This is a genomic window from Duganella paludis (genome assembly GCF_054461335.1).
On sequence record NZ_CM136922.1, the window covers coordinates 6,458,044 to 6,479,838 of the forward strand.

Genomic DNA, 21,795 nt, shown 5'->3' on the forward strand with positions numbered 1-21,795 from the left:
TAATTGATTGAAGAGTGATTGACGGCCGATTGGGAAGTGTTTAGCCTTTATCGTTAATAAACGAGCACGCCGCACATGTGACGGGAGTAGCTCAGAATAAAAGGAGACTCAAATGGTAAATCACAAGCGTCGCAAGCGTTTGTTGAAACTGCTTGCCGAACATAATACGGCCAGCGTGCCGCAACTGGTCGACTGGCTGAACGCCTCCCCGGCCACCGTGCGGCGCGACATCAGCTGGCTGGCCGCCCGCAGTCTGCTCACCCGCACACGCGGCGGCGCCGCCAATCTTGAGCAGAAAAAGCGCGGCTTTACGCTCAGCAGCGAGACCTTCCAGAACAATATCCAGTGCCGCGCCGAGCACAAACGCGCGATTGCGCGCTACGCCGCCAGCATGTGCAACGAGGGCGAGACCATCATCATCAACGGTGGCACCACCACCTTCATGATGGCTGAATTCCTGGTCGACCATCACCTCAAGATTCTCACCAATTCCTTCCTGATGGCCGAGCGCCTGCTGGTCTCCAGCGAGAACGAGATCATTGTCCCCGGCGGTAAGGTGTACCGCGAGCAGAACGTCATCCTCAGCCCCTTCGACAACGACATCACCCAGCACCACTATGCCGCCAAGATGTTCATGAGCGTTTACGGCCTGTCGCTGCTTGGGCTGATGGAAGCCGATCCGCTGCTGATCCAGGCCGAGAAGCGCCTGATTTCGCAAGCCGAGGAATTGATCGTGCTGGCCGACAGCTCCAAGTTCGCCAAGAAGGCGGGCCTGATCCTGTGCGGCCTGAATCGCGTATCGACCGTCATTACGGACACCGAGGCCTCCGACGCCGCCGTGCAGCTGCTGGAGCACTCCGGCGTGCGCGTGGTGACCGTCGAGCGCGAAGCGATGCCGACGCAGATCGAACAGGCTTCCTCCTTCAACGCGCCCTACGGCTTTGAAGCCGTGGGCATGTTCCAGTCGGAGGCCGCGCATTGAAGCTCAATAAGATCGTATTGGCGGCCGTTGCCGCCGGCCTGCTGCTGGCCGTCGCCGGCTGCAAGGAGAAAGCGCCCGACCAGATCCGCATTGCCATGGTGGTGAAAAACCTCGGCAACGGCTTCTTCGACGCCGCGCACAACGGCGCCAAGGACGCGGCCAAGGAGTTGAAGAACGTCGAGATCATCTACACCGGTCCCACCACGCCCAGCGCGGAAGGCCAGATCGAGATCATCAACTCGCTCATCAGCCAGAAGGTGAACGCCATCGTCATTTCGGCCAACGATCCGAATGCGCTGGTGCCGATCACCAAGAAGGCCATGGCACGCGGCATCAAGGTGATTTCCTTCGACAGCGGCCTGGCGCCGGAAGGACGGTTGATGCAGCTGAATCCTTCCAACGCCGACTTGATCGGCTTGAAGCAGATCCAGATGGCGTCCGACGCCATCGGCGGTGAAGGCGAAATCGCCATCCTGTCCGCATCGGCGCAGGCCACCAACCAGAATATCTGGATCAGCGTGATGAAGAAGGTGCTGGAGAAGCCGGAGTTCAATAAGATGAAACTGGTCGCCACCGTCTACGGCGACGACCAGTCGGACAAGAGCTACCGCGAGGCCATCGGTTTGCTGCGCAGTAATCCGAAGCTGAAAGCCATCATCGCGCCGACCACGGTGGGCATCAACGCTGCCAGCAAGGCGGTGGTCGATGAGCACTTGGTGGGCAAGGTGTTCGTCACCGGCCTGGGACTGCCGTCCGAAATGGCAGGCCATGTGAAGAGCGGCGCGGTGCGCGAATTCGCGATCTGGAATCCTATCGATCTTGGTTACGCCGCCACCTATGCGGCCTACGATTTCGTGAAGAACCAGCCGACCGCGCGTCCCGGCGGCAGCATCTCCGCCGGCCGCATGGGCAGCATCGCCATCGACGACAAGGGTGAAGGCGCGATGGCGCCGCCATTCACCTATGACAAGAGCAACGTCGACAAATTCTCCAAGATCTTCTGAGCTGGAAGTCCTATGACCACGAATACAAGCCCGGTCCTGCAGCTGACCGGGATCTGCAAGCGATTTGCGGGCATCGTCGCGCTTAATCAAGTCGCGTTGACGGTGCGCGCCGGTGAAGTGATGGCGCTGATCGGCGAGAATGGCGCCGGTAAATCGACATTGGTGAAAACCCTGACCGGCATCTATCAGCCGGACGAAGGCAGCATCACGCTGGCCGGCCAGCTGGTGGCGTTTGCCGACGCGCAGGACGCCATGCGCGCCGGGATTACGGCGGTGCACCAGGAAACCGTGATGTTCGATGAACTGACGGTGGCGGAAAACATCTACGTCGGCCGCCAGCCGGTGCGCGGCGCGCGCATCGACTGGAAGCGCATCGAGGCGGAAGCCGAGAAGCTGTTCGAGCGGCTGGAAGTGTCGCTGCCGGTGCGCGCGCGGGTGAAAGACCTGAGCGTGGCGCAACGCCATTTCGTGGAAATCGCACGTGCCTTGTCGCAGGATGCGCGCGTGGTGATCCTCGACGAGCCGACCGCCTCGCTGTCGCAGCGCGAGATACAAGAGCTTTACCGCATCATCGGCCAGCTGCGCGCAGCCGGCACTGCGGTGATTTTCATCTCCCACAAATTCGACGAAATCTTCGCCGTGGCCGACCGCTACACGGTGCTGCGCGACGGCCAGTTCATCGCCGAAGGCGCGCTAGCCGACATCACCGAGCCTGAACTGGTGGCGCTGATGGTGGGCCGCGCCGTGAAGGAAGCCTATCCCAAAGCCGCCGTCACGCCGGGCGACGTGGTGCTGGAAGTGCGCAACTTCTGCCATCCGACGGAATTCGATAACGTCAGCTTCTCGCTGCGCCAGGGCGAGATTCTAGGATTCTATGGCCTGGTGGGCGCCGGCCGCTCCGAGGTGATGCAGGCGCTGTTCGGCCTCACCGGCGGCGTGACGGGCGCGGTGTCCATGCACGGCAAGCCGGTCGCCATCCATTCGGCGGCCGATGCTATCGCCCACGGCATCGCCTATGTGCCGGAAGACCGCCAGCACCAGGGCGCGCACCTGACGCTGCCCATCCTGCACAACATCACGCTGCCGATTCTGTCGCGCGTTGGCTTCTTCCTGCGCGGACGGCGTGCGCAGGAAATGGCCATTGCACGGCACTATGCGGAACAGTTGGAACTCAAGGCCGCGCACCTGACGCAGCACGTGTCCGAACTTTCGGGCGGCAACCAGCAGAAGGTCGTGCTGGGCAAGTGGCTGGCGACCGATCCCAAGGTCATCATCCTCGACGAGCCGACCAAAGGCATCGACATCGGCTCCAAGGCCGCCGTGCACCGCTTCATCGGCGAGCTGGTGTCCAAGGGCCTGTCCGTGATCCTGGTGTCGTCCGAGCTGCCGGAAGTGATGGGCCTGGCCGACCGCATCGTCGTCATGCACCAGGGCCGTATTGAAAACGAATACTTGCGGGCCAACGCCACGCCGGAATTGATCGTCGCCGCAGCCTCCGGTTGCGCGCTGCCGCTGGAGGAATGCGTATGAAAGCGCTGTTGAAAATGCGCGAGACCCAACTGGCGCTGTGCATCGTCGGCCTGATTGCGCTGGTGGGCGCACGCGCGCCGGTGTTCGTGACGCCGGGCAGCCTGGCCAACCTGCTGACCGACAGCACGCTGCTGATCATGCTGGCGCTGGCGCAGATGCTGGTGATTGTCACGCGCGGCGTGGATTTATCGATGGCCTCGACCTTGGCGCTGGCGGGCATGATGTCGGCGTTGCTGGCGTCGCGTTTCCCTGCCCTGCCGCTGATCGTGGTGGTGCTGGCGGCGCTGGGCATCGGCCTGGTGCTGGGCCTCGTCAACGGCTACCTGATCGGCTACCTGGACTTGCCGCCCATCGTGGTCACGCTGGGCACCATGAGCGTGTATCGCGGCATGGTGTTCGTGCTGTCCGGCGGCGCCTGGGTGTCCTCGCACCAGATGCCGCCGGAGTTTGTCGCCTTCCCGCTGGCGCGGCTGCTCGGCATGACGCATCTGGTCTGGATCGCGGCGCTGACGGTGCTGGCCGCGTGGTACGTGGCGCGACACAGCCGCTTCGGCCGCGACCTGTACGCCATCGGCAACGAGCCGTCGTCGGCGCGCTATGTCGGCATTCCAATTGCGCGGCGGCTGTTGTGGACTTACGGCTTGTCGGGCGCCATGGCCGGCTTGTGCGGCTACCTTTGGGTGGCCCGCTACGCCGTGGCCTACACCGAGATCGCCTACGGCTTTGAATTCACCGTGATCGCTGCCTGCGTCATCGGCGGCATCAGCATCGCCGGCGGCTGCGGCAGCGTGGCCGGCGCGGTGCTGGGCGGCTTATTCCTGGCCGTGATCGGCAATGCGCTGCCGGTGGTGAAGGTATCGCCATTCTGGCAAAGCGCGCTTACAGGCATCGTGATCCTGACGGCGGTGCTGATCAACGCCCGCAACGGCAAGCAAGGCGGCCGGCAGATCCTGCCGCTGCATGGACTCAACCCAACCGGACCCGCAGCGTGAACACCACAACCATGCCAACCACCCGCTACGCCATCGCCGACCGCCAGGGCTTCCGCATCCGCGCGGCGCTGGCGCGGCGCGAAAGCCTGCTGGCGATGCTGCTGCTGGCGGCCTTCATCGCCAACAGCATCCTGCTGCCTAACTTCCTCGACCTCGACAATCTGGCCGACGGCACCTTCAACTTCAGCGAAAAAGCGCTGATTGCGCTGCCGATGGTGCTGCTGATTATCTGCCGCGAAATCGACATCTCCGTCTCCGGCATTCTGGCCCTGTCCTCGGTCGCCATGGGCTGGGCCAACGCCAATGGCGCTCCACCGGAAGCGCTGCTGCCGATCGCCATCGCCACCGGCACCCTGTGCGGCTGCCTGAACGGCGTGCTGGTGACGCGTTACGGCCTGCCGTCCATCGTCGTCACCATCGGCACGGTATCGGTGTTCCGCGGCCTGTCCAGCGTGGTGCTGGGCGACCAGGCCTATACCGGCTATCCGCAGGTGATGGCCGACTGGGGCCAGGGCTACTTCTTCGACAGCATCCCGCGCGAATTCGTCATCCTACTGGCTTTCGCTGCCCTGTTCGCGGTCATGCTGCACGCCACCAGTTGGGGACGACGCATTTACGCCATCGGCAACAATCCGGTGGCGGCGCGCTTCTCCGGCATCGCTGTGGATCGCTATCGCCTCGCGCTGTTCATGCTCACCGGCGCCATGGCTGGACTGGCGGGCTACCTGCTGACGGGCCGCATCGGCAGCACGCGGCCCAACATCGCCATGGGCTGGGAGCTGGAGATTATCACCATGGTGATACTGGGCGGCGTGAGTATCGCCGGCGGCGCGGGCACCATCGCCGGCGTCATGCTGGCCGTGCTGACGCTGGGCACCGTCACCTATGGACTGTCGCTGGCGAATGTGCCCGGCATCTACATGACCATCGTGATCGGCATCCTGCTGCTGGCGACCATCGCCCTGCCACGCCTGCTGCGAGGACGGAAGAAATGACGCAAGCGCAGGACGCCACCATCGTTCTGGACATCGGCAAAACCAACGTCAAGCTGGTGCTGCTTGATGCCGACGGCATCGTGTTGTCCGAGCTGCGCAGCCTGAACACCATCGTGCAAGACGGGCCCTATCCGCACCACGACACGGAACGCATCTGGGCGTGGATGCTGCATGGGATGCGCACGTTCGCCATGCAGGCGCACGTCGGCGCCATAGTTCCCGTCACTCACGGCGCCACCGCCGCGCTGGTGGACGATGAGGGCCTGGTGCTGCCGGTGCTGGACTACGAATACGAGATGCCGGAATCGCCGCATGCACCTTATGAAGCCGAACGCCCGCCTTTCTTCTCCACCTATTCGCCGCTGCTGCCGGCGGGACTGAACCTCGGCCGTCAACTGGCATGGCAGGCACAGGCCTTCCCCGAGCAGTTCGCGCGTGCGCGGCACATTCTCATGTATCCGCAATACTGGGCCTGGCGGCTATGCGGCGCGCCGGCCAGCGAAGTGACCTCGCTGGGCTGCCACACCGACCTGTGGCAACCGGCACTCCAACAATATTCATCGCTGGTGGAACGCATGGGGTGGGGCCGGCTGTTCGCGCCTATCCGTCCGGCCTGGGCGCCGCTAGCAACGATTAAGCCCGAACTGGCGCTGCGAACCGGCCTGCCGGCCGAATGCCGCATCCTGTGCGGCATCCACGACAGCAACGCGTCGCTATTGCGCCACCTGCACGCGAGTACGCCGCCTGCGGTGCTATCGACCGGCACCTGGGTCATCGCCGCCGCGCCGGGCGCACCGCTGGACGGCTTGCGTGAACAGGCCGACATGCTCGCCAACAGCAGCGCCCTGGGCCAGGCCGTCGCCTGCATGCGCTTCATGGGCGGACGCGAATTTGGTGAGCTGGCGGGCAGCGACGCCGTCGCCTGCGCCATCGGCGACCTGCAAGCGCTGATCGACCAAGGCACGTTGGCGCTGCCCAGTTTTGCCGGCGCCACCGGCCCGTTCGCGGGCCGCACCGGCAGCATCGAGGGGCCGCCACCGCGCGACGCCGCCCAACGCTACGCCCTGGCCACACTGTACTGCGTGCTGATGAGCGACTACTGCCTCGATGCGCTGGGCGTTAGCGCGCCGGATGCGGCTATCGTGGTGGAAGGCAGCTTCACCGGCAATCCGTGGTTCGCGCCGCTGCTTGCCGCGCTGCGACCGCACCAGCAAATCAGCAGCACCGATGACAGCAGCGGTACCGCTTGCGGCGCGTGGCTACTGCACCACAGGGAACGTGCGCCGGCCGGCGCTACGCAACGCGCCGCGCCGGCCACGCTAAGCGGTTGGCAGGAATATCGGGAGAACTGGCTGAAGGTCTTACTTTAGAAGCTGGTAAAAGAGGAAAGAACCGCGCTAGACTAAGGTATGACCCTCTTTGACACCTATAAAACCCGCACGGAGCAGGCGCTGCCAACGTTGACGCCAGCCGAGATCAAACGCATCCACCGCTTCGGCAACAAGGTCTGCTTCCGCGACGGCGACCGGCTGGTCGAGGCGGGCCACAGCAAATTTGGCATGTACGTCCTGCTGAAAGGCCGCGTGCGCGTCAGCCGCTGCGATGGACTGGGCAACAGCTCCGTCATCACCGAACATGATCCCGGCGAGTTTATCGGCGAAATCAGCCAGTTGGCCGATGCGCCGCCGCTGGTGAACGTGCACGCCCTCGGCGAGGTTGAAGTGCTGGCGCTAAGCACCGAAGAACTGCGTGCACTGCTGATCTCCGACGCAGAGCTGGGCGAACGCATCGTGCGCGCCTACATCCTGCGTCGCGTCGAACAGCTGAGCAACAAGGATGGCGGCGTGGTGCTGGTGGCTGCGCCAGGACATCCACGCCTGCATGCCTTGCAGGGATGGTTGAACAGTAATGGCCTGCCTCATCGACTGCTCGATCCGTCGCTGGACCCGCAGGCGGTTGCGCTGGTGGAGCGCTACCAGCCGCAAGCCCACGACTGGCCGCTGGCCGTTTGCCCGGATGGCAGCGTGCGAAAAAATCCGACCACGGTCGATCTGGGGCGCTGCCTCGGCACGCTGCCGCCATTGAGCCCGGACGCGGTGTGGGACATCATCGTGGTGGGCGCCGGCCCCGCCGGCCTGGCCGCCGCCGTGTATGCGGCCTCGGAGGGCCTGTCGGTACTGGCGCTCGAAACCCGCGCCTACGGCGGCCAGGCCGCAGCCAGCGCGCGGATTGAAAACTACCTTGGCTTCCCGACCGGTATTTCGGGCGGCGCGCTGGCCGGCCGCGCCTTCGTGCAGTCGCAGAAATTCGGCGTCAAGCTGGCGATTCCCGCGCCGGCCGGCCGTCTGCTCTGCGGCAGCCACCCGCTGCAAGTCGAAATGTGCGGCAGCTTGACGCTACTGCAGGCGCGCAGCGTGGTGCTGGCCTGCGGCGCGCGCTACCGCCGCCCTGCGCTGGCCAACCTGAAATTGTTCGAAGGCCGGGGCGTGTACTACTGGGCCTCGCCGCTGGAAGCCGGCATGTGCGCCAGCGAAGAAGTGATTTTGGTCGGCGGCGGCAACTCGGCCGGCCAAGCGGCGGTGTACCTCGCCGCCCATGCAGCCAAGGTGCATATGCTGATCCGCAAGGACAGCCTGGCGTCCACCATGTCCAGCTATCTGATCGAACGCATCGCGGCCACGCCCAACATCGAGCTACATACACACTCCGAGATCATTGCGCTTGAGGGCAACGATGACGACGGCCTGCAGCAGGTCCGTGTGCGCGACAATCGCTCGCGTCTGGAAACCGACTACGACATCTGCCGTGTTTTCCTGTTTATCGGCGCCGATCCCAACACCGGCTGGTTGGGCGATTGCGGCGTGGAGGTGGATGACAAAGGCTTCATCCTTACCGGCTCCGACACCTCGGGCGATTGCACCGTTGCGCGCACCGGACTGGAAACCAGCGTGCCGGGCGTGTTCGCCATCGGCGACGTGCGCGCCAACTCCACCAAGCGCGTGGCGGCAGCCGTGGGCGAAGGCGCGGCGGTGGTGGCGCAAATTCACGCCTTCCTCGCCAGCCAGCGCTAGAGGCTAGGTAATGTCAATGCGCTGGTGCGGTTCCAGGTCGTGGAACACGCCTTCCTGGTGCAGCGGTATGTAGAGATGCAGGACTTTACCGCGATGGAATACGCCGCGCAGCTGGTTGCAGACGTTCCATACCCGTTCGTATGAATCGTCCACTTCGATCAACGCCCAGGGATTGTCGCCTATTCCTTCGCGCACCATGCTCACGTGCTTCACGTGAAAGAAGCGCGCCAGGCCTTCGGCCACGCTGGTTTCGCTGGCGTCGCCATGTAAACCGGTCAGGATTACTTGCATATGCGTGCTCCTTTCAAGCGATGATATTCAGGCCGCCGTCCACGTACACGGTGCTGCCGGTAAGGTGTTTGGCGTATGGCGAGGCCAGATATGCGCAGGTGTTGCCGACGTCGATGATGTCCACCAGTTCACCAAGCGGGGCGCGGGCCACGGCGTCCGCCAGCAGGTGGTCGAAGTCTTTCAGGCCGGAGGCGGCGCGCGTCTGCAGCGGTCCCGGCGAAATGGCGTGGACGCGGATCTTGCGTGGCCCGAGTTCATACGCCAGATAACGGCACGAGGCTTCCAGCGCGGCTTTTACCGGTCCCATGACGTTGTAGTTTGGGACCACCTTTTCCGCGCCGTGGTAGCTCATGGCGAACATGCTGCCGCCTGCGGTCATCAAGGGCGCTGCCAGCTTGGCCATGCGGATGAAGGAGTGGCACGAGACGTCCATGGCTTGCAGGAAGCCTTCGGCCGAGCAGTCCAGCAGGCCGCCCTGCAAATCGGCTTTCGGCGCGAAGGCGATGGAGTGGACCAGGATGTCGAGCGCGCCCTTCCCGGCCAGCGCGGCGAATACGGCTTCCAGCTGGCCTGGCTGCGTGACGTCCAGCCGCAGCAGCTGCGCGTCGATTTCGGCGGCCAGCGGGGCGACGTGCGGCAGCGCCTTGTCGTTCAAATAGGTGAGCACGACTTCGGCGCCGAGCTTGCGGAAGGCCAGCGCGCAGCCCCAGGCAATGGAATGGTCGTTGGCGACGCCGACCACCAGCGCGCGCTTGCCGGTCAGGATGGGATAGATCGTTTCGGTGTTCATGTGGCCTCCTTCACTACCAGTTCCAGCGCATGGCGCGCGATCATCAGCTCCTCGTTGGCCGGCACCACCCACACCGCCACCTTGCTGCCGGCGGCGCTGATGCGCGCGATGCCAGCGGCGCCCTCGCCCGGCTTGCCCGTCCGGCGAGTCGCACCGGCTCCGCCAAGCCCGCCGACTGCGGCCGCGTTGGCGGCGTCGTCCAGTTGCACGCCCAGCCACGCGGCATCCCGGCAGACTGCGGCGCGCAGGGCGACGCTGTTTTCGCCTATGCCGCCCGAGAACACCAGGGCATCCAGCCCGCCCAGCGCAGCGGCCAACGAACCAAGCTCGCGGCCTATCCGATAGATCATTAAATCGATAGCCTTGCGCGCACGCGGATCGCTGCTCTGCTCCAGTGTGCGCATGTCCGACGAAATGCCGGAAACGCCCAGCAGCCCGGATTCCTGGTACATCAGTTTCTGCACCGCCGCCACATCCATACTCAACTCCTGCATGAGGTACAGCACCACACCCGGATCGAGCGCGCCGCAGCGCGTGCCCATCGGCAGGCCGTCGACGGCCGTGAAGCCCATGGTGCTCGCCGCGCTGCGGCCGGCGTCGATGGCGCACATGCTGGCGCCGTTGCCCAGGTGCGCAGCCACCACGCGCGCGCCGGCCAGTTCGGCATCCATCTGCGGCAGAACGCTGGCGATATATTCATATGACAGGCCGTGGAAGCCATACCTCCGCACGCCCAGATCCGTGATGCGCGACGGCAGCGCAAATTCCTGCGCCTCCGCCGGCTGGCCGACGTGGAACGCGGTATCGAAGCACGCCACCTGCGGCACGTGCGGCGCCATCGCCATCAGCGACCGCGCCGGCGCCAGGTTGTGCGGCAAGTGCAGCGGCGCCAGCGGCACCAGCTTGTCCAGCGCATCGAGCATCGCGGCATCCAACAGCTGCGGCCCGCTGTAGGCGACGCCGCCGTGCACAATCCGGTGGCCTACCGCCAGCACCCGGTGCCCGTCCAGATGCGTGTGCGCGAAGTCGAACAGGAAGCGCATGCCGCCTTCATGGTTCAGCGGCCCGTCGCGCCATTCGCGCTCGGCCACGGCATTATCTTGCGCGTCCTGCGCAATGAAGCGCGCAACGCCTGAATACAGATTCTCGATCTTGCCGCGCAAGGTCAAATCCAGCGCCGGGCCGCTGAACATCGAGAACTTGATGCTCGACGATCCTGCGTTGATGACGATGATGCTGTCGTTGGCGTGCATGGTTCAGCTCCCGAGAATACGCGCACCGGACAGTTTGCTGTGCGCCACCAGTACAGCCACCGCACACGACGCCAGGCGTGCCTGTACAGTATCGGCACGGCTGGTGAGTATCACCGGTACACGCGCGCCGAGCACGATGCCGGCCGCACTGGCACCGGCCATAAAGGTCAGGCTCTTGGCCAGCATATTGCCCGCCTCCAGGTCCGGCGCCAGCAATACATTGGCCTGTCCCGCCACCGGCGACACCAGATGCTTGATGGCGGCGGCGCCTGGATCGATGGCATTGTCCATCGCCAGCGGACCATCGACCAGCGCACCGGTGATCTGGCCGCGATCGGCCATCTTGCACAGGGCGGCGGCGTCGATGGTGGAAGGCATTTTGGAGCTGACCGTTTCCACGGCGGCGAGGATGGCGACTTTCACGGGATCAAAGCGCAGCACCTGCGCCAGGTCGATCGCGTTTTGCACGATATCGACCTTGTCATCGAGCGTGGGATTGATGTTGACGGCTGCATCGGTGATGATGAGCGGCTCGGCGCGGCCCGGCACATCCATCACGAAGCAGTGGCTAAGCCGGCGCGCGGTGCGCAGGCCGGTGGCGGTGGACACCACGGCGCCCATCAACTCGTCGGTATGCAGGCTGCCCTTCATCAGTGCGGCGGCCTGGCCTTCGCGCACCAGCTGCACGGCACGTGCCGCCGAGGCATGACTGTGTTCCGTATCGATCAGCGTCAGCGCCGAGATATCGAGCTGCGCTTCATCTGCCGCACGCGCGATGCGCGCTTTCGGACCGACCAGTATCGGCGTGATCAAACCCAGCGCGGCCGCATCGAGCGCGGCTTCCAGCGCATTGCGGTCACAGGGATGAGCCACGGCGACTGTCACCGGCCCCACTTGCCGCGCTGCGGCAATCAATCTATCGTAATGCGGCTGCAAGACTTCCATGCGATCTCCTTGGTGGACGGCACAGGAATCATAGCAACTAATGCAAATAAATCAATTGTTTCTTGTGCGACGCCGCAAACCAAACCAAAGGCACAGCGCCACCGGCACGCCTAGAGCGAACGCGGACACGAGGTCCCATACGCCATCGCCCACCAAAGCCGAAATCAGCCCGACCAGCGTCAGGATCGCCAAGACGATAGGCGCGGCCCACATGCGCATGAATGGAGTGCTCATCGTGCCAACTCCTTGGCCAGCACCGGCACGCCCTGCGCTTCATCCTTAGCGGCGGCGCTGCGCGCAGGTGCGGTCACGCCGCGCTTCAGCCACAGATACAGGCCGCTGCCCAGCACGAAGATGGTAATGACGTCGAGCGCCGCCCACAGGAACTGCATCCACGCGCCGCCGTAGTCACCAAAGTGCAGTGGCTGCGAAATCAGCAAACCGGTGAGATACCACGGCAGTTCGCGGCGGTCGGTGATCTCGGTGGTCTGCGCATCGATCAGCACTGGCTTATAGAGGCGCGAAGTCAGCGCCTCGTCGCCGCGCATGAAGATGCCGTAGTGGTGAGGACTGGAGAACGCCGTGCCCGGGAAGGCGACAAAGCCGATCTTCATGCCCGGTTCCGCAGCCACCGCGTGTTCCAGCGATTTCTGCATCGAGCCCAGTTGCGCCGGTGGCGGCAGGCCTTTATATGGCGCGATCATTTGCGACATCTCGGTCACCTGCCAATACTTCAGCATCAGATCGGCCCAGGTGTTGATCATGCCGGTGGCGCCCACCACCAGCGCCCAGGTCATCGTGACGATGCCCAGCATATTGTGCAGGTCCAGCCATTTCACGCGCGGTCCACGTTCGCGCCGCACTTCGCCGAATTCAAGCTTGCGCATGAACGGCGCATACAGCACCACGCCGGAAATGATGGCGACCACCAGCAGCAATCCCATGAAACCGAGGAACAGCTTGCCCCACAAGCCCGCGTACAAATCCACGTGCAGGTGGAACATCACACCAAGGAAGCTGCCTTCGAAACTCGGCTCGCCCAACACCTTGGCGGTGCGCGCATCGACGGCGATGGACTTGAATTTTTCATCGGTCGGATGGTCGCCCATGGTCAGGAACCAGATCGCCGGATCGTCCGCTTCCTGCGACAGGTACATGGCGATCTTGTTCGGATACAGCGCCTTGCCGGCGGCGATCACGTCGTCCAGGCTGGCTTTGGGCGTATTGGCCGGCATCGCCGGCGCTTCGATGGCGTTGCCCAGCGCGTGATCGATTTCGTGGTGATAGATCAGCGGCAGGCCGGTTACGCACAGCAGCAACATGAACACGGTGCAGACCAAGCTGCTCCATTTGTGTATCCATGCCCAGCGGCGAACGGTGTTAGGTGTCATGTTGTGGTCCAGTTGCCGTACCCAGATCGGTACTCAGGTCTCAATGATAATGCAAATTACTCTCATTCAGAGCCAAAAAATGGCGGAAAACGCTATAATTAGGAATCATTCTCATCTACTTAGCAAATCGCCATGCAAAAACCGCATCTGAAACTGTCCCCGCTCGCCCTCGCAGCCATGCTGTTGGTTGCGGCCACTGCTGCTACCGCCGTAGAAGCGCAAAGCCAGGCCGCAGCTGCCACCGATAGCGCCGATTCGAGCGTTCAGACGGTCGTCGTCAGCGCCTCCGCCGACGCTTCGGCCGAAGGCTTGTCCAAGAACTTCGCCGGCGGCCAAGTGGCGCGCGGCGGTCGCGCGGGCCTGCTGGGCAATGTCGATATCATGGACTCCCCTTTCAACACGCTGAACTTCACCTCGGAATTGATCCAGGACCAGCAGGCGCGCAGCGTCGGCGACGTGCTGCAAAACGATCCATCGGTGCGCGTGGCGCGTGGCTTCGGCAATTTCCAGGAGCTGTACATGATTCGCGGTTTCGCCGTGAGCTCGGACGACCTGGCCTACAACGGCTTGTACGGCGTGCTGCCGCGCCAGTTCGTGGCGTCGGAACTGCTGGAACGCGTGGAAGTCTTCCGTGGCGCGAACTCCTTCCTGAATGGCGCGGCGCCTGGTGGTGGCGGCATCGGCGGCTCGATCAACCTGCTGCCAAAACGCGCCGGCGGCACGCCGCTGACGCGCGTGACGGTCGGCGTTGAAACCGGCGGCCAGGGTTACGCTGCGGTCGACATCGCGCGCCGCTTCGGCACCGACGGCAACACCGGCATCCGCGTCAACGCCGCGCGCCGCGACGGCGACACCGGCGTCGATAAAGAACATCGCGAACTGAATGTGGCCTCGGTCGGCCTGGACTTCCAGGGCCGCGGCTTCCGCCTGTCCGCCGATATCGGCTATCAGGACCACAAATTGACCAGCCCTCGTCCGGCCGTTACGCCAGGCGCCGACATCGCGCTGCCGGCAGCACCGGACAGCGACAGCACTTGGGCGCAGGACTGGACGCACTCGAATGAACGCAACACCTTCGGCACCCTGCGCGGCGAATGGGATCTGAACAAGGACACCGTGGCATGGGCCGCCTTCGGCGCGCGCAGCGGCGATGAAGACAACATCCTGTCCGAGCCGAGCGTGAACAAGGCCGATGGCAGCGCCACCGCCTACCGCTTCGACAACGTCCGCCACGACAATGTACGCAGCGGCGAAGTCGGCGTGCGCACCAAGCTGCGCACCGGCAGCGTCGGTCACACCATTAGCGCCAACGCATCGGGCTACTGGCTGGAATCGAAGAACGCCTATGCATTCAGCCTGTTCGGCGGCATCGGTACCAACATCTATCACCCGGTTGACGTGGCCGCGCCAGTGGCGAACTTCTTCACCGGCGGCGTGTTGAGCGATCCACGCGTCACCAGCAAAAGCATCCTGACCAGCTACGCCATCTCCGACACCCTGTCCATGTTGGACGATAAAGTCCTGCTGACCGTCGGCGCGCGCCACCAGACCATCAGGTCCGAGGGCTACAACTACGACACCGGCGTCTCCGATGCCCATTACAACGAAAGCAAAGTGACGCCCGTAGCCGCAATTGTCTACAAGCCGGTGAAAGGCGTTTCGCTTTACGCCAACTTCATCGAAGGCCTGCAGCAAGGCCCTGTCGCCGGTGGTCAGGGCGTGCTCAATCCTAACGCGATTTTCGCGCCCTACGTGTCGAAGCAGAAGGAAGTCGGCGTGAAGTATGAACACGGCACGCTGGGCGCGACCGCCGCGCTGTTCCGCACCAAGCAGCCATCGGCTTATGTCGAAAACGGTATCTTCGGCGTGTACGGCGAACAGCGCAACCAGGGCATGGAGCTGACGGTGTACGGCATGCCGGCGCGCGGCCTGCGTTTGCTGGGCGGCCTGACGCTACTGGACGCCAGCCAGAGCGTGACGAAAAGCGGCACAAACCAAGGCAAGGACGTCATCGGCGTACCGGATACGCAGCTGAACCTCGGCGCGGAATGGGATGTGCCGGGCGTGCGCGGCCTGAGCCTGAACGCGCGCACCGTCTACACCTCGTCGCAATATGCGGACGGCGCCAACAAGCAGGAACTGCCGGCCTGGACCCGCCTCGATATCGGCGCCAACTACGTGGCCCGCATCATGGACCGCAACGTCACCTTCCGCGCGCGCATCGACAACGTCACCGACAAGAGCTACTGGGCTTCGGCCGGCGGCTATCCGAATGCGAACTACCTGATCCTGGGCGCACCGCGCACGGCTTCGGTATCGGCCAGCGTCGACTTCTAATTAATAGATCTCGCGGCGCAGGCGCTGCATCTGCTGGTCATGACGCTCGACCCAACGGCGAGCGTCATCCAGCTGACGCTCCAGCCGTTGAAGATAGTCGACCAGTTCGCGCCGCTCTTGCTCGCGGCGACGATCCTGCTTGGCCGTTTCGTCGTTGACGGGACGGTCTTTCGCTTCCAGATTGGAGCGGATCTCGCGCTCCAACCGTCCCAGGCGCCCGCGCGCATCACGCACGCGGTTCGCCAGTTCATTCGCTTCCGCTACCGCATGCTGCTGCTTGGCCGCGACCACCTCAAAATCCTGACCGCTGACGTAGGCGTGTTTTAACTGGTTCTGCGCAGCCGGCGCGCACACTTCCACCGCCATGCCGGTGCTGGCGCGACCACGTTCAAAAGCGTTCTCCGGCGTGCAATAGCGCGCGTTCTCCTGGCGCCATGCGTTGGTGTAGGCGTCGCGCGTTTCCGGAATCACGAACACCTTGTCGCGGCTGGCGTTGTTCATGCGCTGTTCCAGCATGAAGGGTTGGCCGTAGCCGTCGGCCGCGCCGGTGTCGCGCCAATAGGCGACTAGCCGCGCTTCCCACGCCTGGCGGTACTCCTGCTCGTGGATCTTCAGGCCCTTGGCCTTGGCTTCGCGGCCGCGCGTGCCGAACTCCCTGCCGTTGGTGGCGTCGGTGGTGCCCAGATTGCGCCAGTAGTTGACGATCTCCACGTTCCATGCCGAACGGTAGGAGTCTTCCTGCACATCGACGCCGGCGCTGCGCGCGGCGGCGGCGCGGTTGCGGAATTCGCTGTCGGGCGTGCCGTTGCGGGCGTCGCTGTAGCCGGCGTCCGACCAGAAGGTGCGGTTGCCCGCGCGCCAGCCGTTGGTGTAGGCCTGGTCGTCAAAGCGCAACTGCGTGGAGTCGGCCTTGCTGCGACTGGCTTCCTTTTGTGTCAGCGGCAGGCCGGCCGTGCCTTCGCGCTTGCCGGTGTCGCTCCAGTAGGTGGAGTTCCCGGTGGTCCAGCCGGCGTCGTAGGCGTTGGGATTGAGTGGCGTCTTGTGTTTGCGGACGTCTTCGCTGGCCGCGTGCCTGGCGTACTGCGGCTGTGCGCCCTGCTCGCCGTCCTTGCCGCCCAACGCGTACCACAGGTCCCAATTACCTTGCGCCCAGCCGGCGGTGTAGCGCGAGGAAGCGTCGGCTATGGCCGGCTTGTCGGCGTGGTCATCGCAGAAGTCCTTGCGCTCCGCGTAGTTGGCCGGCTCGCCGGACTTGCCGTCTTTGTGGCCGATGGCGGTCCAGTCGCCGACCTTGCAGTCGGCCACGCGCTGCATGTGGGACTGGCAGCCGGCCAGCAATAGTAGGAGAGGAATCAGGCGCAATGAGGTTTTCATGACCCGGATTATAGTGCCAGTTTTATAATCCGGGCCAGCGATCGGCGGTAAGCTTGGTAACCGATCGTAACCGTGCTGTGTGGCTCAGGCGGCGATCGCCATGTGGCTATCGCGATGCTGAATGGCGTGGGCCAGGAAGGCGGTCGCGGTCAGCGGTTTGGCGAAGTGATAGCCTTGTGCGAGATCGCAGCCCCAGTCGCGGATCAGGCCAAGTGACTGTTCGGTCTCCACGCCCTCCGCCACCACCTGGTAATCCAGCTCGCGCGCCAACGCGATCAGCGAGCGCACGATGCGCTGGTCGCGCGGATTGGCGTCCACATTGCGGATCAGCGACTGGTCGACCTTGACCACGGTGGCCGGCACCTTCTGCAAGTACGCGAAGTTGCTGTAGCCGGTGCCGAAATCGTCCAGCGCGAGGCTCATGCCCAGGTCGCGGATGCCGTGCAGCGCCTTCAGGATGCCGGGGCCTTCCATCCAGATGCCTTCCGTGCATTCGATTTCCACGTAGCGCGGATCGACGGAAAACTGGCGGCAGGTCGCGTGCAGCCGTTCCACGATGTCTTCCTCTTCAAAGTTGTAAGCGGAGAGATTGATCGCCACTTTGATCGGATGGCCGGCCGCGTGCCATTCCGCGATCTGCTTGATGGCGGTGTGGATCACCCAGTGGCTCAGTGGGCCGATCAACGCCGTCTTTTCGATCAGCGGAATGAATTCCGCCGGCGACACCGGCCCCAGCTCCGCGTGCGTCCAGCGCAGTAGCGCCTCGGCGGCCAGGCAGGCGCCGTTGCACAGCTCATGCTTGGGCTGGTAGAACAGTTCGAACTGGTCGTTGGCGATGGCATGGCGCACGTCGTTCAGCAAGCGGAAGGCGCGCTGCTGCTTTTCGTCTTCCGCGTTGCTGTAGCAGCTCCAGCGCTGCTGGTTGACCAGCGACTGGTTGACGGCGGCAGCGGCCTTGCGTGGCGCATCCTTGGCCGAGTTGGTGCACAAGTTGAATTGGACGATGCCGCCGAAGCTGGGCAGTACCATCGGAATATTCAGGCTGTTGAACGGCGCTTGCAGCTCCGGCTCCAGGCTATGCAGGTAGCTGATGAAGCCATCGTTGTCCTTGTCCTGGGAGAGGATTGCGAAGCGGGCGTCGGTCAGGTGATAGACCTGCGCCCTGCCCTCGAACAGTCCAACCAGGCGTGCGCCGACTTCGCGCATCAGTTCATCATACATCGATGCGCCGAGCACGCGGATGATCTCGAAGGCCTTGGCGGAATCCGGCATGTCGATGTCCGCCAGCACGCGGTGCTCGCCGCTGTTGGCGCGGGCTTGCTCGGTCAGGTCTTCGAACAGTTGGTATTTGTTCGGCATGCCGCTGACGGCGTCGACGTGGCCGACCGCGCGGCCCAGCGTGATGTGCGACATCACCATGCCGGCCAGGTTGGCCAGCGTGCCTTGTTCGGAGGCGGTCAGGCTGTGTGGCTGCGTGTGGATGACGCACAGCGCGCCGATGGCGTAGCCGTCCTGCGTAATCAGCGGCGCGCCGGCATAGAAGCGCACGGATTGCGGGCCGGTGACCATCGGGTTGTCGGCAAAGCGCGCATCCAACAAGGTATCTTCGACCACCAGGACGCTGGCTTGCTGGATGGTGTAGTTGCAGAAGGTCTGGTCGCGCTGCGTGTTGGGTGGGCAGAAGCCGACGGTGGATTTCAGCCACTGGCGGTCGCTGTCCATCAGGGAGATGTACGAGCCGGCGACGCCGAACATGTCCATCGTCAGCCGCGTGATGGCGTCGAAGTATTCGCTGGTGTTGGTGTTCAGGATGCCGAGCTGCTTGAGCGCTTGCAGGCGCTCAGGCTCGGAGTGTTTTAGCAGTATGTCCCGCATTATCATGCTCCCGCCGGTGCGGGCAGCAGACGCTCCGAGGCGCGCGCGCCGGTTCCCGCACCCGGGCCGCCGGCAGCGCGTGACGCCGACGCCGACGCCGAACCGTGCGACGCGACGCGCGATGAACCGTGCGCTGTCTGCGCGCTCCACTCGTCGGGCTGCGTCTTGAACACGCTGACCGCCTGATTTAGTTGCGCCGCCTGATCCTGTAGCACCTCCACTTCACCGGCCGCATGCTCCACCAGCGTCGCATTCTGTTGCGTCACCTGGTCCATCTGCGAGATCGCACGGTTGACCTCCTCGATGCCCTGGCGCTGTTCATCGCTCGCCATCGTGATGGCGCCGACCATGTCGCTGACCTGCTTCACGCTATCGACGATGTCGCGCATGGTGCTGCCGGCGTGTTCCACCAGCCGCGTGCCGGCGTGGATCTTGGCCACCGATTCATCGATCAGCGACTTCACCTCGCGCGCGGCGGTCGAGCTGCGCTGCGCCAGGTTGCGCACTTCCGTCGCCACCACGGCGAAGCCGCGTCCCTGCTCGCCGGCGCGCGCCGCTTCGACAGCGGCGTTCAGTGCCAGGATATTGGTCTGGAAGGCGATACCGTCGATCACGCTGATAATCACCTCAATCTTGCGCGAGGATTCGTCGATGGCATTCATGGTCTGCACCACTTCGCCGACAATCTCGCCGCCCTTGCTGGCGATGTCGGACGCGTTCTGCGCCAGCGAGTTGGCGTCGCGCGCACTGGCGGCGTTCTGCTGCACCGTGGCGGTCAGCTCCTCCATGGCCGACGCGGTTTCCTCCAGCGAGCTGGCCTGGTCTTCGGTGCGGCTGGACAGATTCTGGTTTTGCTCGGAGATCTGGTCGCTGATGCTGCCGACTGCCACGGCCGCGTCATGCACCTCGGTCACCGTGTGGCGCAGGTTGTGGCTCATCTTCACCAATACCGCCATGATGCTGTCCTGGTCCTTGTCGCGCAGCGCCACCTCGTGATACAGCTCACCGCGATCGACCGCATTGGCCAAGGCCTTCACCTCGGCCGGCTCGGCGCCCAGCGCGCGCAGCAGATATTGCGTCACGCGCCAAGCCACCACCGCACCGATAGCGACCGCAATCGCCACCGCCAGCAGCGTGAGCGACTGGAAGTTGTGCGCGCCATGCCGCGCCAGTGCGGATTCGGCCTCGGTCATGTCTTCTTCCTGATCGATAAAGCCGTTGATGCTGGCCAGCCAATCGACGAACGCCGGCTTGGCCTGCTCCAGCATCATCTTGCGCGCGCCTTCGGTATCGCCGGCGCGGCGCGCTTCGATGATCTTTTTAATCAGCGGCACGGTGCGGGCTTCGCTCTGCTTGATCTTGTCGAGCCAACCGCGTTCCGCCGGTGTGATCTTGGCCTTGGCGCCATTGAAGAACACCTCCATCGGCTTGGCGGACTGCTGGTAGTCCTGATCCAGCTTGTCGATCAAGGCCGTCACGCCGGCCAGGTCGCCATCGCCGACCAGCGTCACGTCGCGCAAAGCGATGGCGCGGTCGTGCACGCTGCCGCGAAAATTGATCGCATAGCGCTGCTTGACGTTATTGACTTCGCTGATGTGCAGCAAGCTGTTGTCGATGGCGTTCACCTTGAACACGCTCATCACCGACAGCACCAGCATCATCGCGAGAATGATGCCGAAGCCGATGCCTAGCCTGGCGGCGACGCTGATCTCGTTTTTATTGACTTCCATTGCAGCTCCTTAGACCAATTTGTGAAACTGGTTGAAACTTTACTACCTGAAGGCAGGTAAAACACCTCTCTAAGGAGAGATGGTGTGCTACTGTTCGCGCTGGAAAAACAATATAAAAAACGCTATGCGAATAACTTCCGTCGATGCCGTGCGCGGCCTGACCGTGGCCGCCATGCTGCTGGTGAACGATGCCGGCGACTGGTCCCATATCTATCCCTGGCTGGAGCACGCAACGTGGCATGGCTGCACGCCGGCCGACTTCATCTTCCCCGTGTTCATGCTGATTGTTGGCGTGTCGCTGCAACTGGCGATGGGCCGGCAGCTGGAGATGTTCTCGCCGCGCGGCCCGATGGCCAGCACCGTGGTGCTGCGCGGCGTGCGCATCGTGCTGCTCGGCGTGGCCCTGAATGTGGTCTCGATGCTGGCCATGGACGGCCACGGCTTCCGCTTGCTGGGCGTCCTGCAACGCACCGGCATCTGCTTCGCGGCGGCGGGACTGATCGCGATCTACATCCAGGGCGCCCGCGCGCAATGGGTCCTGTTGTCGGCGATCCTGCTTGGCTATTGGGCGCTGCTGGCCGGCGGTGGCGGCGTTGAACCGCACCTGAATCTCGCGGACCGCATCGACACCGCAGTGCTGGGCAGCCTGTCCTACCAATATGACGCGGCCAGCGGCCTGGCGCACGAACCGGAAGGGGTCTTAAGCACGCTGCCTTCGCTGGCCACCGTCCTTCTTGGCATGCGCGCGGGGGATTGGCTGCGCAAGGGCCGCATCGGCGACCTCGCCATCGCCGGCGTGCTGGCGATGCTGATCGGCGGCCTGTGGTCGCTGGCCCTGCCGCTGAACAAGCAGCTGTGGACTTCGTCTTTCGTGCTGTGGACTGGTGGTTTCGGCATGCTTGCCCTCGCCCTTGCCCACCAGCTGATTGATGTGCAAGGCTGGCCGGCGGTTGGACGCGCCATGGGCGTGAATGCCATCACCGCCTACGCCGGATCGTGGCTGGCCAGTTGCGCGCTGGTCGCCACCGGTGTGATGCACCCTCTGTATGAAAATGTGTTCCGCGCGCCGCTGGCGCCATTGTTCGGCCCCGAGTTCGCATCGATGGCGTTCGCCGTCTGCTTCACCGCGGCATTCTGGCTAGCGATGCGTTACGCGTACCAGCGAGGCTGGCGCGTGTCGATCTAGGCCGAACACGCCAAACTGGCTGTTGCTTCCAGGGCTACTTAATTGTCAT

Annotated in this window: 18 protein-coding genes; 9 read left to right on the forward strand and 9 right to left on the reverse strand. The window is 64.0% G+C overall.

The window, feature by feature from the left end; translation table 11 throughout:
* Positions 1–112: 112 nt before the first annotated feature.
* The 7 genes from ACXZ1M_RS28430 to ACXZ1M_RS28460 are packed head-to-tail and all read left to right on the forward strand — an operon-like array spanning position 113 to position 8,574.
* Positions 113–982, forward strand: a complete 870-nt coding sequence (locus ACXZ1M_RS28430; RefSeq protein ID WP_459050944.1) for a DeoR/GlpR family DNA-binding transcription regulator — start codon at positions 113–115, stop codon at positions 980–982.
* Complete coding sequence (gene rhaS, locus ACXZ1M_RS28435) at positions 979–1,986, forward strand: rhamnose ABC transporter substrate-binding protein (RefSeq protein WP_459050945.1); 1,008 nt, start codon at positions 979–981, stop codon at positions 1,984–1,986. The genes ACXZ1M_RS28430 and rhaS overlap by 4 nt, the downstream gene beginning before the upstream one ends.
* 12 nt (positions 1,987–1,998) lie before the next feature.
* Complete coding sequence (locus ACXZ1M_RS28440) at positions 1,999–3,516, forward strand: sugar ABC transporter ATP-binding protein (protein WP_459050946.1); 1,518 nt, start codon at positions 1,999–2,001, stop codon at positions 3,514–3,516.
* Positions 3,513–4,508: an ABC transporter permease gene (locus ACXZ1M_RS28445; RefSeq protein WP_459050947.1), complete on the forward strand. Its 996-nt coding sequence runs from the start codon at positions 3,513–3,515 to the stop codon at positions 4,506–4,508. The genes ACXZ1M_RS28440 and ACXZ1M_RS28445 overlap by 4 nt, the downstream gene beginning before the upstream one ends.
* The gene (locus ACXZ1M_RS28450; protein WP_459050948.1) at positions 4,505–5,503 is read left to right on the forward strand and encodes an ABC transporter permease; all 999 of its coding nucleotides are present in this window, start codon (positions 4,505–4,507) and stop codon (positions 5,501–5,503) included. The genes ACXZ1M_RS28445 and ACXZ1M_RS28450 overlap by 4 nt, the downstream gene beginning before the upstream one ends.
* Entirely contained in the window at positions 5,500–6,873 is a 1,374-nt protein-coding gene (locus ACXZ1M_RS28455) for an FGGY-family carbohydrate kinase (RefSeq protein WP_459050949.1), read from the forward strand. Before ACXZ1M_RS28450 ends, ACXZ1M_RS28455 begins: the two co-directional genes overlap by 4 nt.
* Before the next feature lie 39 nt (positions 6,874–6,912).
* Positions 6,913–8,574, forward strand: coding sequence for an FAD-dependent oxidoreductase (locus ACXZ1M_RS28460; protein ID WP_459050950.1), 1,662 nt, complete (start codon positions 6,913–6,915; stop codon positions 8,572–8,574).
* Positions 8,575–8,577: 3 nt separating this feature from the next.
* Here the strand turns inward: ACXZ1M_RS28460 and ACXZ1M_RS28465 are convergent, their stop codons facing one another.
* Genes ACXZ1M_RS28465 through ACXZ1M_RS28490 form a run of 6 tightly spaced genes read right to left on the reverse strand, consistent with a single transcriptional unit; the run spans position 8,578 to position 13,244 of the window.
* Positions 8,578–8,865 carry an RNA-binding protein gene (locus ACXZ1M_RS28465; RefSeq protein ID WP_459050951.1) on the reverse strand — a complete coding sequence of 96 codons (288 nt, stop codon included), beginning with the start codon at positions 8,863–8,865 and terminating at the stop codon, positions 8,578–8,580.
* Positions 8,866–8,878: 13 nt separating this feature from the next.
* Complete coding sequence (fabI, locus tag ACXZ1M_RS28470) at positions 8,879–9,655, reverse strand: enoyl-ACP reductase FabI (RefSeq protein WP_459050952.1); 777 nt, start codon at positions 9,653–9,655, stop codon at positions 8,879–8,881.
* Positions 9,652–10,908 carry an acetate/propionate family kinase gene (locus tag ACXZ1M_RS28475; protein ID WP_459050953.1) on the reverse strand — a complete coding sequence of 419 codons (1,257 nt, stop codon included), beginning with the start codon at positions 10,906–10,908 and terminating at the stop codon, positions 9,652–9,654. The genes fabI and ACXZ1M_RS28475 overlap by 4 nt, the downstream gene beginning before the upstream one ends.
* Before the next feature lie 3 nt (positions 10,909–10,911).
* The gene (locus tag ACXZ1M_RS28480) at positions 10,912–11,853 is read right to left on the reverse strand and encodes a phosphate acetyltransferase (protein WP_459050954.1); all 942 of its coding nucleotides are present in this window, start codon (positions 11,851–11,853) and stop codon (positions 10,912–10,914) included.
* Positions 11,854–11,904: 51 nt separating this feature from the next.
* Entirely contained in the window at positions 11,905–12,087 is a 183-nt protein-coding gene (locus tag ACXZ1M_RS28485; protein ID WP_459050955.1) for a hypothetical protein, read from the reverse strand.
* A complete protein-coding gene (locus ACXZ1M_RS28490) occupies positions 12,084–13,244 on the reverse strand; it encodes a PepSY-associated TM helix domain-containing protein (RefSeq protein WP_459050956.1) in 1,161 nt (386 codons plus the stop codon). Before ACXZ1M_RS28490 ends, ACXZ1M_RS28485 begins: the two co-directional genes overlap by 4 nt.
* Before the next feature lie 132 nt (positions 13,245–13,376).
* Between ACXZ1M_RS28490 and ACXZ1M_RS28495 the strand changes: the two genes are divergently transcribed.
* Positions 13,377–15,581, forward strand: coding sequence for a TonB-dependent receptor (locus tag ACXZ1M_RS28495; RefSeq protein WP_459050957.1), 2,205 nt, complete (start codon positions 13,377–13,379; stop codon positions 15,579–15,581).
* Here the strand turns inward: ACXZ1M_RS28495 and ACXZ1M_RS28500 are convergent, their stop codons facing one another.
* The 3 genes from ACXZ1M_RS28500 to ACXZ1M_RS28510 form a co-directional block, all read right to left on the reverse strand.
* Positions 15,582–16,955, reverse strand: coding sequence for a DUF2799 domain-containing protein (locus tag ACXZ1M_RS28500; RefSeq protein ID WP_459050958.1), 1,374 nt, complete (start codon positions 16,953–16,955; stop codon positions 15,582–15,584).
* A gap of 84 nt (positions 16,956–17,039) precedes the next feature.
* Positions 17,040–18,830 carry a sensor domain-containing phosphodiesterase gene (locus tag ACXZ1M_RS28505; RefSeq protein ID WP_459050959.1) on the reverse strand — a complete coding sequence of 597 codons (1,791 nt, stop codon included), beginning with the start codon at positions 18,828–18,830 and terminating at the stop codon, positions 17,040–17,042.
* A gap of 2 nt (positions 18,831–18,832) precedes the next feature.
* Positions 18,833–20,560, reverse strand: a complete 1,728-nt coding sequence (locus ACXZ1M_RS28510) for a methyl-accepting chemotaxis protein (RefSeq protein WP_459050960.1) — start codon at positions 20,558–20,560, stop codon at positions 18,833–18,835.
* 124 nt (positions 20,561–20,684) lie between these two features.
* Here ACXZ1M_RS28510 and ACXZ1M_RS28515 point away from each other — a divergent pair, with 124 nt between their 5' ends.
* The gene (locus tag ACXZ1M_RS28515) at positions 20,685–21,746 is read left to right on the forward strand and encodes an acyltransferase family protein (protein ID WP_459050961.1); all 1,062 of its coding nucleotides are present in this window, start codon (positions 20,685–20,687) and stop codon (positions 21,744–21,746) included.
* The last annotated feature ends 49 nt before the right edge of the window (positions 21,747–21,795 follow it).